We start from the raw sequence: 14,498 nt of genomic DNA, 5'->3' as shown, positions 1-14,498 counted from the left end.
TATGCTTGAGGCAGAACACAGAGAGATTGCCCGCCATGCTACAAAAAGCACCACGTCGTACCCGCGAACGCATCCTGGAGTTGTCGCTGCGCCTGTTCAACGAGTTTGGTGAGCCGAATATCACGACCACCGTGATCGCGGAAGAGATGAATATTTCGCCGGGAAACCTGTACTACCACTTTCGCAACAAGGACGATATCGTCAACTCGATCTTCGTCCAGTTCGAGGCGGAGATCGAACGCATCCTGACCGTGCCCGACGGGCGCCGCTCGAATATCGAGGACGTCTGGCTGTACCTGCACCTGATGTTCGAGCTGATCTGGCGCTACCGCTTTTTCTACCGCGACCTCAACGATTTGCTGTCGCGCAACCGCAAGCTGGAACTGCATTTCAAGCTGATCCTGGCGCACAAGATCAAGGTGGCCACGCAGCTGTGCGAAGACTTGCGCAGCGAACAGTCGCTCGAGGCGTCGGACATGGAAATCGGCGCGATGGCGACGAATATGGTGGTCGTCGCCACCTACTGGCTATCGTACGAATACGTGCGCAACCCGCGCAAGTACAGCGAGCAGCAATCGATGTCCGATGCGCTGGCGCGCGGCTGCTACCAGGTGCTGTCGCTGATCGGGCCGTACCTGCGCAATGAAACGCATCTGTTGTTTCGCAAGTTGTCGGAAGAGTATGTGACCAAACTTAAAAACGACTGACGGGCGTTGCCGGCGCGCCAGCGTTGCCGGTAGCGCGGTCCGGACGTTATTCACGGGAGACATGGTATGGCCTGGAAACAATTCCCTTATCCTGACGCAGCCTATGTGTACACGGAACACAGCCTGGAAGCGGCCTGGCCGCGCCTGCATGCGGGCGATGTCGAGCCGTTTCCCCGGCACGCCGGCTTGCTGCAGGCCTGGCTGGCCTTCCATGCGGGCGACTTCGAAAAGGCCGCGAAGCTGGGCCTGGCCATCGGCGTGCCCGGCTATGCGGTGGCGCACAAGGCCACCTGCATCTACGCCACGCATCTGGAGTTGAGCGACAGCCACAAGCTGGACTTGTACGAGGAGGTGGCGGAGCGGTGCGAGCGCCAGCAAAGCGAGCAGCCCGATAATCCGGCCGGCTATTACTGGCATGCCTACAGCCTGGGCCGCTATGCGCTGGGCACCTCCGTCGTCAAGGCCCTGGCGCAGGGCATGGGCGCGCGCGTGCGCAACAGCCTGGACCGCACGATGACCCTGGCGCCCATGCATGCCGAAGCGCATATCGCGTTTGGGATTTATCATACGGAAATTATCGACAAGGTCGGCGCCATGATCGGCAGCCTGACGTACGGCGCCAACAAGGACGACGGCTACCAGCATTTCAAGACGGCGCTGGCGCTGACGCCCCATTCGGCGCTGGCCCACAGCGAATATGCGCGCGCCTTGAATATGCTCGATGGAAAGAAAAAGCTGGCGGAAGCGCTGGCCCTGTATGAACTGGCGGCCGACTGCGTGGCGGTCGACGCCAAGGAGCGCCTCGAAGTCGAGGCTGCGATTGATGAACTGAAAGAGTAAGGGAATGCTGTGATCAAGGCTTTATGTGTCTACTGTGGCGCCAATGCGGGCGTGACCCCGGACTATGCGGTAGCGGCGCGTGAACTGGCGCGCGTGCTGGTGGCGGAAAATATTTCACTCGTATATGGCGGTGGCAATGTCGGCCTGATGGGCGTCATCGCCGATGAAGTGTTGCGTCTGGGCGGCGAGGTGACGGGCGTGATCCCGACCCAGCTGGTCGAGCGCGAAGTGGGCCACACGGGCTTGACGCGCCAGTTCATCGTGAAAGACATGCATGAACGCAAGGCCATGATGGCCAGCCTGGCCGACGCCTTCATCGCCATGCCTGGCGGCTACGGCACGCTGGAAGAGCTGTTCGAGATGCTGACCTGGGCCCAGCTCGGCCTGCACGCCAAGCCGATCGGCCTGCTCAATGTCGACCGGTTCTACGATGGCTTGATCGCCTTCGTGCAGAACGGCAAGGAGCAGGGCTTCATCCGCCCGCACCATGCGGCCTTCCTGAACAGCGATGCCGATCCGGCCGCGCTGGTGCAGCGGCTGAAGGAGTGCGCGCCGTAAAGCTTGCGGGCTGGCCGTGCGGGCGCCGTCTGGTGCCCGGCGCGGCGCCGTCGCTGACTGTTTTTCCTGCCATTTGACAAAGGCCATGCACTGCGCAGTGCATGGCTTTTTTATTTCCGCACGGGAAAATTGATCGGGCTCAATGAATTAATTAATAAAAATATGTCCATAATATTTCTCTCGTGGCATGTTTTTTTGAAAATGAAGATGCTTTTTAAGCATGAGTGTGGTCTACTGGTATTGTTCAAAAGTTAGGAATATCGGACACCGACGAGCGTTGTACAGACTCCCAAAAAAAGGTGCCGATCCGTTTCAAGTTGCCACAGCCACGCTACTTCATCATCTCGAAAGGATGCTATTTTGAAACCCATGACCCTCTTGCGCGCGACCGCTGTCGCCGCCATTCTCGCCGCCGCCGGCGGTGCCCAGGCACAAACGACCACCATCGGCTTCGATTCGCTGGAACATCCTGGCATCTTCGGTTCCGTCTTCAACTCCTACTCCGAAGGCGGCTACAATTTCGACAGCAGCTTCCTGGGTCTGTTGAGCTCGGCACACCAGAGCAGCTTCGCCTATGCCGGTTCGGCCGGCCTCGGTGCGACGGCCCTGTCGACGACGACGCTGAGCCGCGCCGACGGCGCCGCCTTCTCGCTGAGCTCGATCAGCCTGGCCGACTTCGTCAGCTTGCCCGGTTCCTTTGACGTGACCTTTGTCGGCCATCAAGTGGGCGGCGGCACGGTGACCCAGACGTTCAGCCTCGATGGCAGCCACAGCTTCAGCGACTATTCGTTCACCGGTTTCAACAATCTGCTGTCGGCAACGTGGCGCGAAGGCGCCTTGCACACCTTCCAGGTCGACAATATCACGGCTACCGTGAGCCCCGTGCCGGAACCGGCAACCTACGGCATGCTGCTGGGCGGCCTGGGCGTGCTGGCTTTCCTGCGCCGCCGCAAGAACGCTGCCTGAGCTTGAGCGCCGTGCCGGCCAGGCCGGCACAGCAATTAAAAAGCCGCCCGTTTGACCGGGCGGCTTTTTTTATGCGGACAGGCGCCGGCCATCATGACCACAGGCGCTGGCCGGACAGGTCGAGCTGGGTCAGATACAGCCGCACATCGAATTCGTACTGGTGGTATTGCGGCTCCATATACGTGCACAGCTTGTAGAAAGCCTTGTCATGCTGTTTTTCCTTCACATGCGCCAGTTCGTGCACGGCGATCATGCGCAGGAATTCCAGCGGCACTTCCTTGAACATGGTGGCCACGCGGATTTCATGCTTGGCCTTGAGCTTGCCGCCCTGCACGCGTGAAATGGACGTATGCAAGCCCAGCGCATGCTGGATCACATGGATCTTGCTGTCGAACGCCACTTTGTTGATGGGTTCGGCGTTGCGCAGGAATTCATTTTTCAAATCCTGCACGTACTGGTACAGCGCCTTGTCGTTGCGCACGTCATGCGCGCTCGGATAGCGTTTCAGCAGCACTTCACCCAGCTTGTCCTGTGCGATCAGCTGTTGCACTTGCGATAGCGTCTGCTCGGAATAGGCGCTCAGGTATTTCAGGGATGGCTGCATGCGGGGAAGGGCGGGTCGGTCGGTCGAGGCGAGAATGTACCACAGCGTGGCGCCTGGCGCTGGGCCTGGCTACTGCTAGGCACGCTCCTGCCCATCCTGCTCCCATCGGGCCGGCCTCTTGGTCGAGCTCATCCGTATCAGTCTTCCTTCGCCGCAGCCATCTGCAACCTTGCTGAAATATAACTCTGCCTGGATGCAACCTTATCCGCAGAATGTCACCCCCGCCAGGCGTGCCACTGTGCCACCGTCATGCTCCCCCGTCATTCATGTTCCCCCGTCATGTCCAGGAAATCACGCTACTCCATCGTGTCAAGGAACGTCCAGACGTTCCCGGCATCCCGTCAAGGCTTACCGTGGGCATCCCGGCCTTCCTGGGCGCACGGCGGCGCGCGGCGACGCTGACACACCATTGCGCGCCGCCGCCATTCCCGCTCCCGTACCTGCGTACGGCACGGCCCGTATTACCGAGCCGTGCGGCAAGGACGCCTCAAGCCTCGGGGCAACTCAGCCCTTGTCGTCCTCGTCCTTGCTGCCGGGCCTGCCCGCCCGGGATGGCTGCTCGGCGCTACCGCCGCGTGCCGCCGTGCCGCCGCGGCTTTCATTGGCGCGCTGGGCCGATTGCCGGCTCTCGCCACCTTTGCGGCCGATTTCCGCCATGTGTTCGCGGTTGCGGCTGACGGCTTCGCCGCCTTTTTGCCCGGCCCGCCGCGCTTCTTCCGAATCGAACTCATGAGCGGTGCCTTTCTGGTGCGCCGCCTGGCCGCCCTTGCTGGCGATTTCGCGCTGCTGCTCTTCATTCATGGCGGCAAAGCCACGCTTGCTCGTGCCTTTGCCGGATTCGCCCGCCTTCTGGCTGCTGCCAGCCCCCTTGCCTTGTTCATTACCTTGATTGCTAGCCATGTTGCTCTCCTTGCTATCGAGTGGAAATCAGGTAGTCAATGTGCCTGGTCGGATTGCCTGCTGGTGTCGCGGCTGTGGCCAGCGCCGTCGCGGTGACCGCTGACCTGCATTTTTTCGATCAATTCGCGCTGGCGCTGCGTGGCTTTCTCCGTTTCTTCGGCCGTCTTGCGCACCAGTTCATCGGCGAAGGCCACGGCCGTGCGGCTGGCCTCGGGTATGTGGGTTTCCGCCGTGCGGTTCATCTCGACATTGGCGTTGGCGACGAGATTGCCCAATTGCTGCTGGTACTGGCGCAGCTTGTCGCTGCCCGGTTGCAGCCGGGAAACCACCGACATGAACTCGCCAGTGTCGCGTGCGCACAGCAGCTGCTGGCTGGCATGGCTCCATTCCTGGAGCAGGTCATGTGCCAGCCGCAGATTGAGCTCGCTCATTTTCTGCGTCGTGTCGAACAGCTTGCGCGACAGTTCGGTGGCGAAGTTGAGCTGAGCTTCCAGGTGGGACTTCAGGGCGGGGCTGAGACTGGGAGTGATACTGTCTGTGAACATGTTCTACCTCAATGAAAATCTGGTCCGAGAAACACCCGGTGCACCGGATGCGACGTATGCTGCAACAAGCAAAGGGATAGACGCCGGACGGCGCGCCAGGTTCCACGCCAGATGCCGGTTTATGGGGGGGATGGTCGCTGGCAGATAGAAAAATGCGGGGACTTTGCGCTAGATCAAATGGCGGTGAAATGGCACGCCTGCCGGGCGCTCCCATGCCGGCTGCGCGGAAAATGCCGGTTTATAAGCCCAGCCGTGCGACAATAGCCGGCTCGCGGCAGCGCAGCCGATGGCCGGCGCGCGTGGCTGAGCCGAGCATTGCCCTACTTTTTGCCTACTTTCGCGACCATGACGCATCCCGAATACATCCTGACCCTGTCCTGCCTGGACCAGCGCGGCATCGTGCACCGCGTGTCCGGCTTCCTTGCCGAACACGGCTGCAACATCCTCGATTCCGCCCAGTTCGGCGACCAGGAGTCCCAGCTGTTCTTCATGCGCGTGCATTTCGCGCTGGAAGACGGCGCCGTCAGCGACGCCCAGCTGCGCGCCGACTTTGCCGCCCTGTCGCAAACCATGCAGCTCAACGGTCAATTCCACGGTCAGTTGCACGATGCGCGCGTCAAGCCGCGCGTCATGCTGATGGTGTCGAAGATCGGCCATTGCCTGAACGATTTGCTGTTCCGCTACAAGAGCGGCCTGCTGAACGTGGAAATCCCCGCCATCGTCTCGAACCACATGGAGTTCTACCAGCTGGCGGCCAGCTACAATATTCCGTTCCACCACCTGCCGCTGGCGACCGGCGCGCCGGAGGCGGCCAAGCTGGCGCAGGAAGCGAAGATCATCGAGCTGATGGAGACCCACCGCATCGACCTGGTGGTGCTGGCGCGCTACATGCAGATCCTGTCGCCGGGCCTGTGCCAGGCGCTCGACGGGCGCGCCATCAATATCCACCATTCCTTCCTGCCCAGCTTCAAGGGCGCCAAGCCGTATGCGCAGGCGCATCACCGCGGCGTCAAGCTGATCGGCGCAACGGCGCACTTCGTCACGGGCGACCTGGACGAAGGCCCGATCATCGAGCAGGATGTCGAACGGGTCGACCACGCGATGGATGCCGACACGCTGACGGCCATCGGCCGCGACGTCGAATGCGTGGTGCTGGCGCGCGCCGTGAAATGGTTCGTCGAGCACCGCATCCTGAAAAATGGCGACAAGACGGTCGTCTTCCGCTAAATTGGCGGGCAGCATTTACTTACCTTATTGATTACCGAGACAGAAACACGATGGCCCTTAAAGCAACAATCTTCAAAGCCGATCTGCAGATCGCCGACATGGACCGCAATTACTACCAGGATCACGCGCTGACCCTGGCGCGCCACCCGTCCGAGACGGACGAACGCATGATGGTGCGCCTGCTGGCGTTCGCCATCCACGCCAACGAGGCGCTCACCTTCACCAAGGGCCTGTTCGACACGGAAGAGCCGGACCTGTGGCAGAAGGACTTGACGGGCGCCATCCAGCTGTGGATCGAAGTGGGCCAGCCCGACGAAAAGCGCATCCTGAAGGCGTGCGGACGTTCCGAGCAAGTGATCGTCTACAGCTATGGCTCCACCAGCCACATCTGGTGGAAGCAGATCGCCAATAAACTGGAACGGGCGAAGAACTTGACCGTGATCAACCTGCCATCCGAGGCGGCGCAAGACATGAGCAAGCTGGCGCAGCGCACCATGCAGCTGCAATGCACGATCCAGGATGGCCAGATCTGGCTGACCGATAGCGTCAATACGGTGCAGATCGACCGCGAACCGGTGAAGCCGGCGCGCTGATGTTCGGTCGTTACCCATGAAAAAGCCCGGAGCGTTCCGGGCTTTTGTCGTTGACCATGCTCAGTTCGGGCTGCTGCCCAGGCGCTTGATGCTGCTCGAACGCTGCATGCTGCGGCTGATGCGCGGGTCGCCGTAGTAGCTGACTTCGCCCGAACCGCCGATGCTGATGGTCAAGTCATCCTTGGCCCACACTTCCGCCTCGCCCGAGCCGCCGATGCTCACCTGCACGTCGTTCGCGGCCAGGCGGCCCGCCTGGATATTGCCGGAGCCGCCGATCGATGCGGTCAGTTGCTCCGTCTTGCCGCTGGCCTTGAAGCTGCCGCTGCCGCCGATGGAAATGGAGGTCATGCGGCTGTCGAGGTCGCGCGCGTTGATGGAGCCGGAGCCGCCCACGTCGAAGCGCAGCTTTTCGGCGCGCAAGCCCGTTGCCGTGATGTTGCCCGAACCGCCCACGCTGATGCGCTCCACCTGGCGCGCCTGGATGACGATGGTCAGGCTGCTCTGGCGGAAGTTGGCGTTGCGCTTGCCGGGACGGATGCGCAGGGTGCCGTTTTCCACGGCCGTGTCGATCAGCGGCAGGATATTGTCGTCGGCCTCGATGGTGACGCTGTCCGTGTTGCCGATACGCAGTTCGACCGTACCCGGCACATTCAGCGCCACGCCGTGGAAACTGCCCACGTCGCGCGTCTGTTTCTGCAGCTTGCCGCTGCCCTGGATGCTGCTGCCGGAGATCCAGTCCAACGGCGACGCCAGCGCCGGCGCGGCGGGAAGCGCCAGGGCGCAGGCGGCCAGCAGCAGGGCGGTTGCGGTGCGGGCATGGCGGGGATGGAAAATTGCGTGTGTCATTCTTGCTCCCTGTTTAGAATTTGTATGCGTGCATGGTATGCCAGCGCGCCGCGTTTGCGTACCGCGCTGCGACAGACGGCAATGCTGGCGGCACAGAATGCAGGAGGATGCGACAGGATGGCATGAGGTATCATGCCGGTATTGGACATACGACGACCGGCACGCGCCGCTCACACTACTGGAATTACATGCTGATCATCACCATCAAACAGGGCAAGGAAAAGAGCTTGCTGGGCCAATCGTGGATTTACGCATCCGCGATTGAAAAAGTCGAAGGCAAGCCGCAGGAAAAAATGAAGCCTGGCTCGACGGCCATCGTGCAGAGCTCGTCAAAGCAGTTCATCGCCCGCGCCGCCTACAATTCGAAGTCGCAGATCCGCGCGCGCATCTGGAGCTTCAAGGAAGACGAGCCCGTCGACCACGCGCTGATCAAGCGCCGGGTCAAGGCCGCCATCGAGAAAAAGCTGCCAGCCATCAAGAAGGCGGGCGAGAACCAGTTGTTGACCTTGATCAAGGGCGAGGACGAGGGCTTGCCGGGCCTGGTGGTGCAGCTGTTTGGCGGCGTGCAGGGCTATCTGATCTGCGAATTCAACGCCGGCGGCGTCGATGCGTGGAAAGTGGCCATCGTGCAATCGCTGATGGCTTCCACGGGCTGCGTGAACGTGTACGAGCGTTGCGACGAGCTGATGCGCAAGGGCGAAGGCTTGCCACTGATCGACGGCGCGCTGGCCGGCGAGGAACCGCCCGATGAAGTCATGCTGACGGACAACGGCGTGCGCTATGCGCTGGACCTGAAGACGGGACACAAGAGCAAGTTCCGCTGAGAATGGCGGTAGACAAAAAAAGCCGGCGCGAGCCGGCTTTTTTGACATCTGCTACTCGAGCGGCACGCTGCGGTATTTATTGACTTCCAGGGCCGACACCGCCGGCGCATCATTGCCCCACGAGGCGCGCAGGTAGCTCACCACGGCCGCCACTTCGCGGTCGTCCATCACGGGGCCGAACGGCGGCATGCCGTAGGGGCGCGGATTGCCGCTGGTTCCAGGCGCGAAGCCGCCGTTGAGCACGAGGCGGATGGCGTTCACGGCCGAGATAGTCGTCAGCGCGCGGTTGCCGGCCAGCGGCGGATAGCCGGGCGGCACGCCCTTGCCGTCGGCCTGGTGGCAGCTCGCGCATTGCGCCTCATACAGTTTCGCGCCCAGCGCCAGCTGTTCCCGCGCCTGCGCCGACGTGTCGCGCGGCGTGCGCGGCGCCGGCCGGGCCGGGCCGGGCAGGCTTTTCAGGTACACGGCCATCGCCTGCACGTCGGCGCCGCTCATGTGCTGCAGGCTTTGCCGCACCACTTCGGCCATGGGGCCGAAGACGGTGGCGCGCGGCGAGACGCCCGTTTGCAGCAATTCCACGATATGCGCCGTGTCCCAGTCGCCCAGGCCCGCTTCCGCATCCGACGTCAGCGAAGGCGCATACCAGCCCAGCATGGGGATCAGGCCGCCCGACAGGCCGTCGTCGCTGCCGCCCAAGGTGGTGCGGCTGCTATGGCAGGCGCTGCAGTGGCCCAGGCCCTGCACCAGGTAGGCGCCGCGGTTCCACTCCATGCTGTGCGTCGTGAGCGGCTGGTACACGCCCGGCTTGAAGTACAGCGCGCGCCAGGCGGCCAGCGCGATCTGCTGGTTGTAGGGGAAGCGCAGTTCGTGCGGCAGGCTGGCCTGCCTGTGCGGCGGCACGCTCTGGAAATACGCGTACAGGGCGTCGCTGTCTTCGCGCTGCACCTTCGTGTAGTTGGTGTACGGAAAGGCCGGATACAGCAGGCGGCCATCCTTCGATTTGCCGTTATGGATGGCGCGCCAGAAGTCGTCGGCCGTCCAGCTGCCGATGCCCGTTTCCCTGTCGGCCGTGATGTTGGGCGACATCACCTTGCCGAATGGCGTTTGCAAGGCGCGTCCGCCGGCGTACGGCACGCCGCCGCGCGTCGTGTGGCAAGCCATGCAGTCGCCCGCCTTGGCCAGGTAGGCGCCGCGCGCGACCAGCTGCTCTTTTCCCAATGTACTGGCGGCGGCCGGCGGCCCGACGTCGTCCGCAGGCCACAGCAGGAATCTGGCGCCGGCCGCGACGATGGCGACGCCGGCAATCGCGATCAGCCATTTCTTCATGGCGCCACCTGCGCGCCGGAGCCCGGCACGCCGCCGCAGTGCAGCGGCAGCGGCACGGCGATGTTTTCCGCGGGGCGGGCGTCGGCGCTGGCCACTTGCGTGCCCAGCCAGGCCGAGACGGCGCCCACGTCCGCGTCCGACAGGCGTTCGGCGACTTGCGCCATGCAGTCGGGCGCGTGGGCGCGGCGCTTGCCGTTCTTCCACGCGCCGAACTGGGCGTTGATATAGTCGCGCGGCAAGCCCAGCAAGCCGGGGATGGCGGGCGCCACGCCGGCCAGCTTTTCGCCATGGCAGGCGATGCAGGCGGGAATCTTCTTGCCGCTGTCGCCTTGCAGCACCAGCTGGCGGCCCCGCGCCAGGGCGGCCGCACCGGCATTGCTGGGCTGGGCCGGCGGCGGGGCAGGGTGGTGTGCCGCAAAGTAGTCGGCGATTTCGCGCAAGTAGGCGTCCGGCAAGTGCTCCACCATATAGTTCATCATCGGATACTGGCGCCGTCCTTCGCGGAAATTGAGCAGCTGGTTGTACAGGTAGCCGGCCGGCTTGCCGGCGATGCGGGGAAAGAAGGCGTCGTGCTTTTCCTGTTGCGCATGGCAAGCCGTGCATGCCTTGATGCGCTGTTCCAGGCTGTCGTGGCTGGCGGAAATGGTGGCGGGCGCGGCCAGCGCCAGGGTGGGCAGCGCGATGGCCAAGGCCAGCATGCAGAGGGTGTGCCGTGGCAGGGAAAGTCGCATGGAAAGTGGCATGGGAAGATAAGCTGTCTCGTCGGTCGATGGCGCGTGCCGGTGTTGCTGCCCGGATGTTGTTACCCTAGCATATACTGGGCGCTGTGATTGGGACAGGATCAGTTTTGCAATAAAACTACGGATCAGTTTGAGGGAGCACGGTTGAAACGCTATGAAGAGTTGGCGGAGGAAGTCGCCGCCATGATCAGCACGCAGCTGTTGCTGCCTGGTGACAAGTTGCCATCCGTGCGCCAGCAACATGCGCGGCGCGGCGTCAGCCCGTCGACCGTGTTCCAGGCATATTATTTACTGGAAGCGCGCGGCATGATCGTCTCGCGGCCCCGCTCCGGCTATTACGTGGCGCCGCAGCGCGCCGCGCTGGCGCCCGAGCCGGACAGTTCCCGTCCGCTCGACGCCAGCACCACGGTCGATGTCAGCGACCTCGTGTTTGAAGTGCTGGGCGCCGTCGGCGCGCGCGACATCGTGCCGTTCGGCTCGGCGTTTCCCAGCCCCGATTTGTTTCCAATGGAGAAGTTGGCGCGGGCCGTCTCGGCCAGCATGCGCCGCCTCGACCCGTGGAGCACGGTCACGGATTTATCGCTGGGCAATGCGGAACTGCGGCGCCAGATCGCGCTGCGCTACCAGCTCGACGGCGTGCTCGTTTCCAGCGACGATATCGTCATCACGAATGGCGCGCTGGAAGCGCTGAACCTGTGCCTGCAAGCCGTCACGCGGCCTGGCGACACGGTGCTGATCGAATCGCCCAGCTTCTATGCCTGCCTGCAGGCGCTGGAGCGGCTGGAACTCAAGGCCGTCGAGATCGCCACCAGCCCGCGCGACGGCGTCGACCTGGCGGCGCTGGAAGAGTTGCTGCAGCGCCACCAGCCCAAGGCGTGCTGGCTGATGACGAATTTCCAGAATCCCCTCGGCAGTTTGATGCCGCCGGAAAAGAAGCGCGCACTGGTGGCGTTGCTGGCGCGCCACGGCGTGCCGCTGATCGAGGATGATGTGTATGGCGAGCTGTATTTCGGCAAGCAGCGTCCGGGCTTGACGAAAAGCTACGACAGCGCGGGCATGGTCATGCATTGCAGCTCGTTTTCCAAGACCCTGGCGCCCGGTTTCCGCCTGGGCTGGGCCGTGGCGGGACGCCATGCGCGCCGGGTCGAGCGATTGAAGCTGACCACCAGCCTGTCGGCGCCGATCCCGCTGCAGATGGCGCTGGCCGATTACCTGGCGCAGGGCGGCTACGACCGCCATTTGCGCCAGCTGCGCCTGACCCTGGCGGCGCAGCAAAACACCATGCTGCAAGCCATCGCCGTGCATTTTCCGCCGGGCACCCGCGTCACGCGCCCGCAGGGCGGCTATTTCGTCTGGGTCGAGATGCCGGCCAGCGTCGACGCGCTGGCCATGCACCGCAGCGCGCTGGCGGCCGGCATCAGCATCGCGCCCGGTCCCATCTTTTCCGCCACGCGCGCATTTCGCCACTGCATCCGCCTCAATTACGGCCACCCATGGACGCCACGGCTGGAAGAGGCCATCGCCACCCTGGGACGGCTGGCGCGGACGCAGCCTGGCGGGGAATAAAAAATCCCTTCCGTCAGCACGTGTTTCATTCCAAAAAGAAATATTACTGTTATATTGATGTATCTATAACTAATGATGGGAAAGATAATGGATAACTCGCAGCCGGAAGTGGGTCGTACGCAGGATACGACGATCGCCATCCTGTCCCATATTGGCGGCCTGTTCACCAGCTGGGTGGCGCCGCTGATCATTTACCTGATCAAGAAGGACGATGCGGACAAGTTCTCGGCCGAGAATGCCAAGGAAGCGCTGAATTTCCAGATCACCCTGATCCTCTGGTACATCCTGTGCTTCATCCTGACCTTCGTCATCATCGGCATCTTCCTGTTCTGGCTGGTGGCGCTGGGCAATCTGGTGTTTTCCATCATTGCCGCCGTCAAGGCCAGCAACGGCGTCGTCTACCGCTATCCGCTGACCTGGCGCCCGGTCAAGTAAAACCGTGCCGCGCCGCCCCGCTTCAGCCGGGGCGGCCGGGCAGCGCGAGGAATGCCGCGAAGTCGGGCGCCACCGTCGTGGCGGCGCCTGTCTCGTGCGACCACAGCACGACCACGGGTTCGCCTGCCGAACCCGTTTGCGCATAGTCAAAGCAATAGTAATCGCCGGTGCCGAACTGGGCGAAAGGCAGCAGGCTATCGGCATCGCTGGCATTCCCGCCCACCATCTCCAGCCATTCCCGCCAGTCCGCGCGGTAATGGCGCTCGATCGATTCCCACGTCTTGCGCGCATTGGCCGCGTCGTAGACGGGAAACACGCACAAGGCGCCCAGCGCGCGGCCATTGTTCGCCAGCAGCCATTGCACGTAGGACGCGGGCAGCGTCCGGCCCAGCGCCTGTTCGGCGGCGGCGATCGCTGCCGGGGTGGTGCCGATGGAGGTGTTTTTGCGCATGATACAGTGCGGCTGTAGCAGCCAGCGAGGTTGGCTCAGGCCGGTGCGGGCGGCGCGGATGGCGGCGTGCTGGCGCGCGCCGCTTTTTGCGGCGCGACCTTGCCGCCGTCGGCGATCCAGCGGCGGTACACGCGCAAGGCTACTTGCGCATCGTCGGCCGCGTACAGGATCTGCTTTTCCGTCAGGCGCGAGGTGGCCCAGTTGGTGGTGGAGATTTTTTTCGATTTCTGCAGGTGCAGGCCGAAGAACTTGGCCACGGCCGTCTTCGCGCCCAGGTCGTTGCGCTGGCCGCCGCGCAGGGCGACGGACAGGTCGAGCACTTGTGCCGGAGCAATGCCCAGCTTGGTGCGCAGGCGCTTGACGTCGTCGGACAGGCCGAAGCCCACCTTCAGGGTCGTGGTCGATTCGAGGATGGCTTTCAGTTCGGCCAGGGCTGGTGCCGGCGTGCTGCCCACCTGGAACAGGTAGGCGATGTCGTCGGTGGCCAGCTGGATCAGATGCGGCCCCGTGGACGACTCGCCCTTGACGAAGGTCGGCTTCGATTCCGTGTCGAAGCCGATGGCATCGGCTGCCAGCAGGGCGGCCATGGCCGCCTGTGCGTCATCGCTGGTGCGTACCAGCTTGACATGGTCGAGTTCGATTCCCTGGTAGGGCGGCAGTGGCGGCGCGGCAGCTGTGTCCATGAAACCGGATCAGCCTTTGCGCGAGAATTTCGCGGTCAGCTGATTCAGTTTTTCCAGGCGCAAACGGTTCGCCTCTTCGGCGGCGGCCGCGTCGCGCTCGGCTTTCTTGCGCTCGGCTTCCTTCTTGAAGCGCTGCTGCAACACTTGCGTGGCGTGGTCGCGGTGGGTTTGCGTCACTTCCGCGCCGGCGGTGCCGTCGAGGTCGTAGCGTACCTTGGCTTTTTCCATCACGCGCAGGTAGCGCAGCGAACCCGTGTGGATGCCCAGCGCCGTGCGCATCAGCTTGCGGTCCAGCTCCGGCAGGCGCGCCAGGATCTGCTTGTCGATACCGATCGACAAGGGCAGGCAATCGCGGAAAGGCGGGAATTGCTCCTGGAACTGCTTCAGCAGGGCGCGCGCGGTCAAACCGGCGGGCGCCGCAGTGGCCGTGGCGGCCGGTGCCGCCGCTGGGGCTGCATCGACTGGCGTGTCAGGAGTGGTGGCTTGCTGGTCTGGCGTGGAGCTGGTCATCGACATCATTGGTTGGGCTATAAAAGGGGAGCATAGCACGCGCCACAGGCAAGTGCATTGTCTTTTTTGGCAACTTGCCCCGCGATATGCATGGGCACGCCTGCTCGCACACAGCGCGAAAGACGGGAAATGTGTATAATGTCGGCTTGCGCTGATGACTGGACCCTGTTTTAACGG

At 63.2% G+C, this 14,498-nt stretch carries 18 protein-coding genes; 9 read left to right on the top strand and 9 right to left on the bottom strand.

From position 1 onward, the window contains the following. The first annotated feature begins 35 nt into the window (after window positions 1-35). The 4 genes from YQ44_RS18090 (at window position 36) to YQ44_RS18075 (ending at window position 3,071) form a co-directional block, all read left to right on the top strand. Complete coding sequence (locus YQ44_RS18090; protein ID WP_071324565.1) at window positions 36-707, top strand: TetR/AcrR family transcriptional regulator; 672 nt, start codon at window positions 36-38, stop codon at window positions 705-707. Window positions 708-773: 66 nt separating this feature from the next. Further along, window positions 774-1,547: a hypothetical protein gene (locus tag YQ44_RS18085; protein WP_071324564.1), complete on the top strand. Its 774-nt coding sequence runs from the start codon at window positions 774-776 to the stop codon at window positions 1,545-1,547. Between the two features lie 12 nt (window positions 1,548-1,559). Further along, entirely contained in the window at window positions 1,560-2,105 is a 546-nt protein-coding gene (locus YQ44_RS18080; RefSeq protein WP_071326598.1) for a TIGR00730 family Rossman fold protein, read from the top strand. 369 nt (window positions 2,106-2,474) lie between these two features. Continuing rightward, window positions 2,475-3,071 (top strand): PEP-CTERM sorting domain-containing protein, encoded by a 597-nt coding sequence (locus YQ44_RS18075; protein WP_071324563.1) that lies wholly within the window; start codon window positions 2,475-2,477, stop codon window positions 3,069-3,071. Window positions 3,072-3,162: 91 nt separating this feature from the next. Here the strand turns inward: YQ44_RS18075 and YQ44_RS18070 are convergent, their stop codons facing one another. The 3 genes from YQ44_RS18070 to YQ44_RS18060 form a co-directional block, all read right to left on the bottom strand. Further along, window positions 3,163-3,675 carry a YgjP-like metallopeptidase domain-containing protein gene (locus YQ44_RS18070; RefSeq protein ID WP_071324562.1) on the bottom strand — a complete coding sequence of 171 codons (513 nt, stop codon included), beginning with the start codon at window positions 3,673-3,675 and terminating at the stop codon, window positions 3,163-3,165. Window positions 3,676-4,179: 504 nt separating this feature from the next. Next, the gene (locus YQ44_RS18065) at window positions 4,180-4,575 is read right to left on the bottom strand and encodes a KGG domain-containing protein (protein ID WP_071324561.1); all 396 of its coding nucleotides are present in this window, start codon (window positions 4,573-4,575) and stop codon (window positions 4,180-4,182) included. Between the two features lie 35 nt (window positions 4,576-4,610). Beyond that, on the bottom strand, window positions 4,611-5,120 hold the full coding sequence (locus tag YQ44_RS18060; RefSeq protein WP_071324560.1) for a phasin family protein: 510 nt from the start codon (window positions 5,118-5,120) through the stop codon (window positions 4,611-4,613). Between the two features lie 345 nt (window positions 5,121-5,465). Here YQ44_RS18060 and purU point away from each other — a divergent pair, with 345 nt between their 5' ends. Next, the gene (gene purU, locus YQ44_RS18055; RefSeq protein ID WP_071324559.1) at window positions 5,466-6,347 is read left to right on the top strand and encodes a formyltetrahydrofolate deformylase; all 882 of its coding nucleotides are present in this window, start codon (window positions 5,466-5,468) and stop codon (window positions 6,345-6,347) included. A 50-nt stretch (window positions 6,348-6,397) separates the two neighbouring features. Further along, window positions 6,398-6,940 (top strand): YaeQ family protein, encoded by a 543-nt coding sequence (locus YQ44_RS18050; protein WP_071324558.1) that lies wholly within the window; start codon window positions 6,398-6,400, stop codon window positions 6,938-6,940. A 60-nt stretch (window positions 6,941-7,000) separates the two neighbouring features. On the opposite strand, the gene YQ44_RS18045 is transcribed toward YQ44_RS18050, so the two are convergent. Next, on the bottom strand, window positions 7,001-7,786 hold the full coding sequence (locus YQ44_RS18045; RefSeq protein WP_071324557.1) for a head GIN domain-containing protein: 786 nt from the start codon (window positions 7,784-7,786) through the stop codon (window positions 7,001-7,003). Window positions 7,787-7,974: 188 nt separating this feature from the next. On the opposite strand from YQ44_RS18045, the gene YQ44_RS18040 reads away from it, so the two are divergent. Then, on the top strand, window positions 7,975-8,610 hold the full coding sequence (locus tag YQ44_RS18040) for an SAM-dependent methyltransferase (protein ID WP_071324556.1): 636 nt from the start codon (window positions 7,975-7,977) through the stop codon (window positions 8,608-8,610). A 51-nt stretch (window positions 8,611-8,661) separates the two neighbouring features. Here YQ44_RS18040 and YQ44_RS18035 read toward each other — a convergent pair whose 3' ends face one another. Both YQ44_RS18035 and YQ44_RS18030 read right to left on the bottom strand, forming a co-directional pair. Continuing rightward, complete coding sequence (locus tag YQ44_RS18035) at window positions 8,662-9,936, bottom strand: cytochrome c (protein ID WP_071324555.1); 1,275 nt, start codon at window positions 9,934-9,936, stop codon at window positions 8,662-8,664. Continuing rightward, window positions 9,933-10,667 carry a c-type cytochrome gene (locus YQ44_RS18030; RefSeq protein WP_232250935.1) on the bottom strand — a complete coding sequence of 245 codons (735 nt, stop codon included), beginning with the start codon at window positions 10,665-10,667 and terminating at the stop codon, window positions 9,933-9,935. The genes YQ44_RS18035 and YQ44_RS18030 overlap by 4 nt, the downstream gene beginning before the upstream one ends. 153 nt (window positions 10,668-10,820) lie before the next feature. Here YQ44_RS18030 and YQ44_RS18025 point away from each other — a divergent pair, with 153 nt between their 5' ends. Together YQ44_RS18025 and YQ44_RS18020 are read left to right on the top strand one after the other, a co-directional pair. Continuing rightward, on the top strand, window positions 10,821-12,242 hold the full coding sequence (locus YQ44_RS18025; protein ID WP_071324553.1) for an aminotransferase-like domain-containing protein: 1,422 nt from the start codon (window positions 10,821-10,823) through the stop codon (window positions 12,240-12,242). Between the two features lie 87 nt (window positions 12,243-12,329). Continuing rightward, window positions 12,330-12,677 carry a DUF4870 domain-containing protein gene (locus tag YQ44_RS18020; protein ID WP_071324552.1) on the top strand — a complete coding sequence of 116 codons (348 nt, stop codon included), beginning with the start codon at window positions 12,330-12,332 and terminating at the stop codon, window positions 12,675-12,677. A 22-nt stretch (window positions 12,678-12,699) separates the two neighbouring features. Here YQ44_RS18020 and YQ44_RS18015 read toward each other — a convergent pair whose 3' ends face one another. Genes YQ44_RS18015 through YQ44_RS18005 form a run of 3 tightly spaced genes read right to left on the bottom strand, consistent with a single transcriptional unit; the run spans window position 12,700 to window position 14,321 of the window. Then, window positions 12,700-13,128, bottom strand: a complete 429-nt coding sequence (locus YQ44_RS18015) for an SMI1/KNR4 family protein (protein WP_071324551.1) — start codon at window positions 13,126-13,128, stop codon at window positions 12,700-12,702. A 35-nt stretch (window positions 13,129-13,163) separates the two neighbouring features. Beyond that, window positions 13,164-13,811 carry a 3'-5' exonuclease gene (locus YQ44_RS18010; protein ID WP_071324550.1) on the bottom strand — a complete coding sequence of 216 codons (648 nt, stop codon included), beginning with the start codon at window positions 13,809-13,811 and terminating at the stop codon, window positions 13,164-13,166. A 9-nt stretch (window positions 13,812-13,820) separates the two neighbouring features. Then, window positions 13,821-14,321, bottom strand: a complete 501-nt coding sequence (locus YQ44_RS18005) for a ProQ/FINO family protein (RefSeq protein ID WP_071326597.1) — start codon at window positions 14,319-14,321, stop codon at window positions 13,821-13,823. Window positions 14,322-14,498: the final 177 nt, after the last annotated feature.

Origin of the sequence: Janthinobacterium sp. 1_2014MBL_MicDiv (genome assembly GCF_001865675.1) — a bacterium.
Lineage (GTDB): Bacteria > Pseudomonadota > Gammaproteobacteria > Burkholderiales > Burkholderiaceae_D > Janthinobacterium.
The sequence above is the reverse complement of the archived record's forward strand: the minus strand, read 5'-3'. Positions and strand labels throughout refer to the sequence as shown.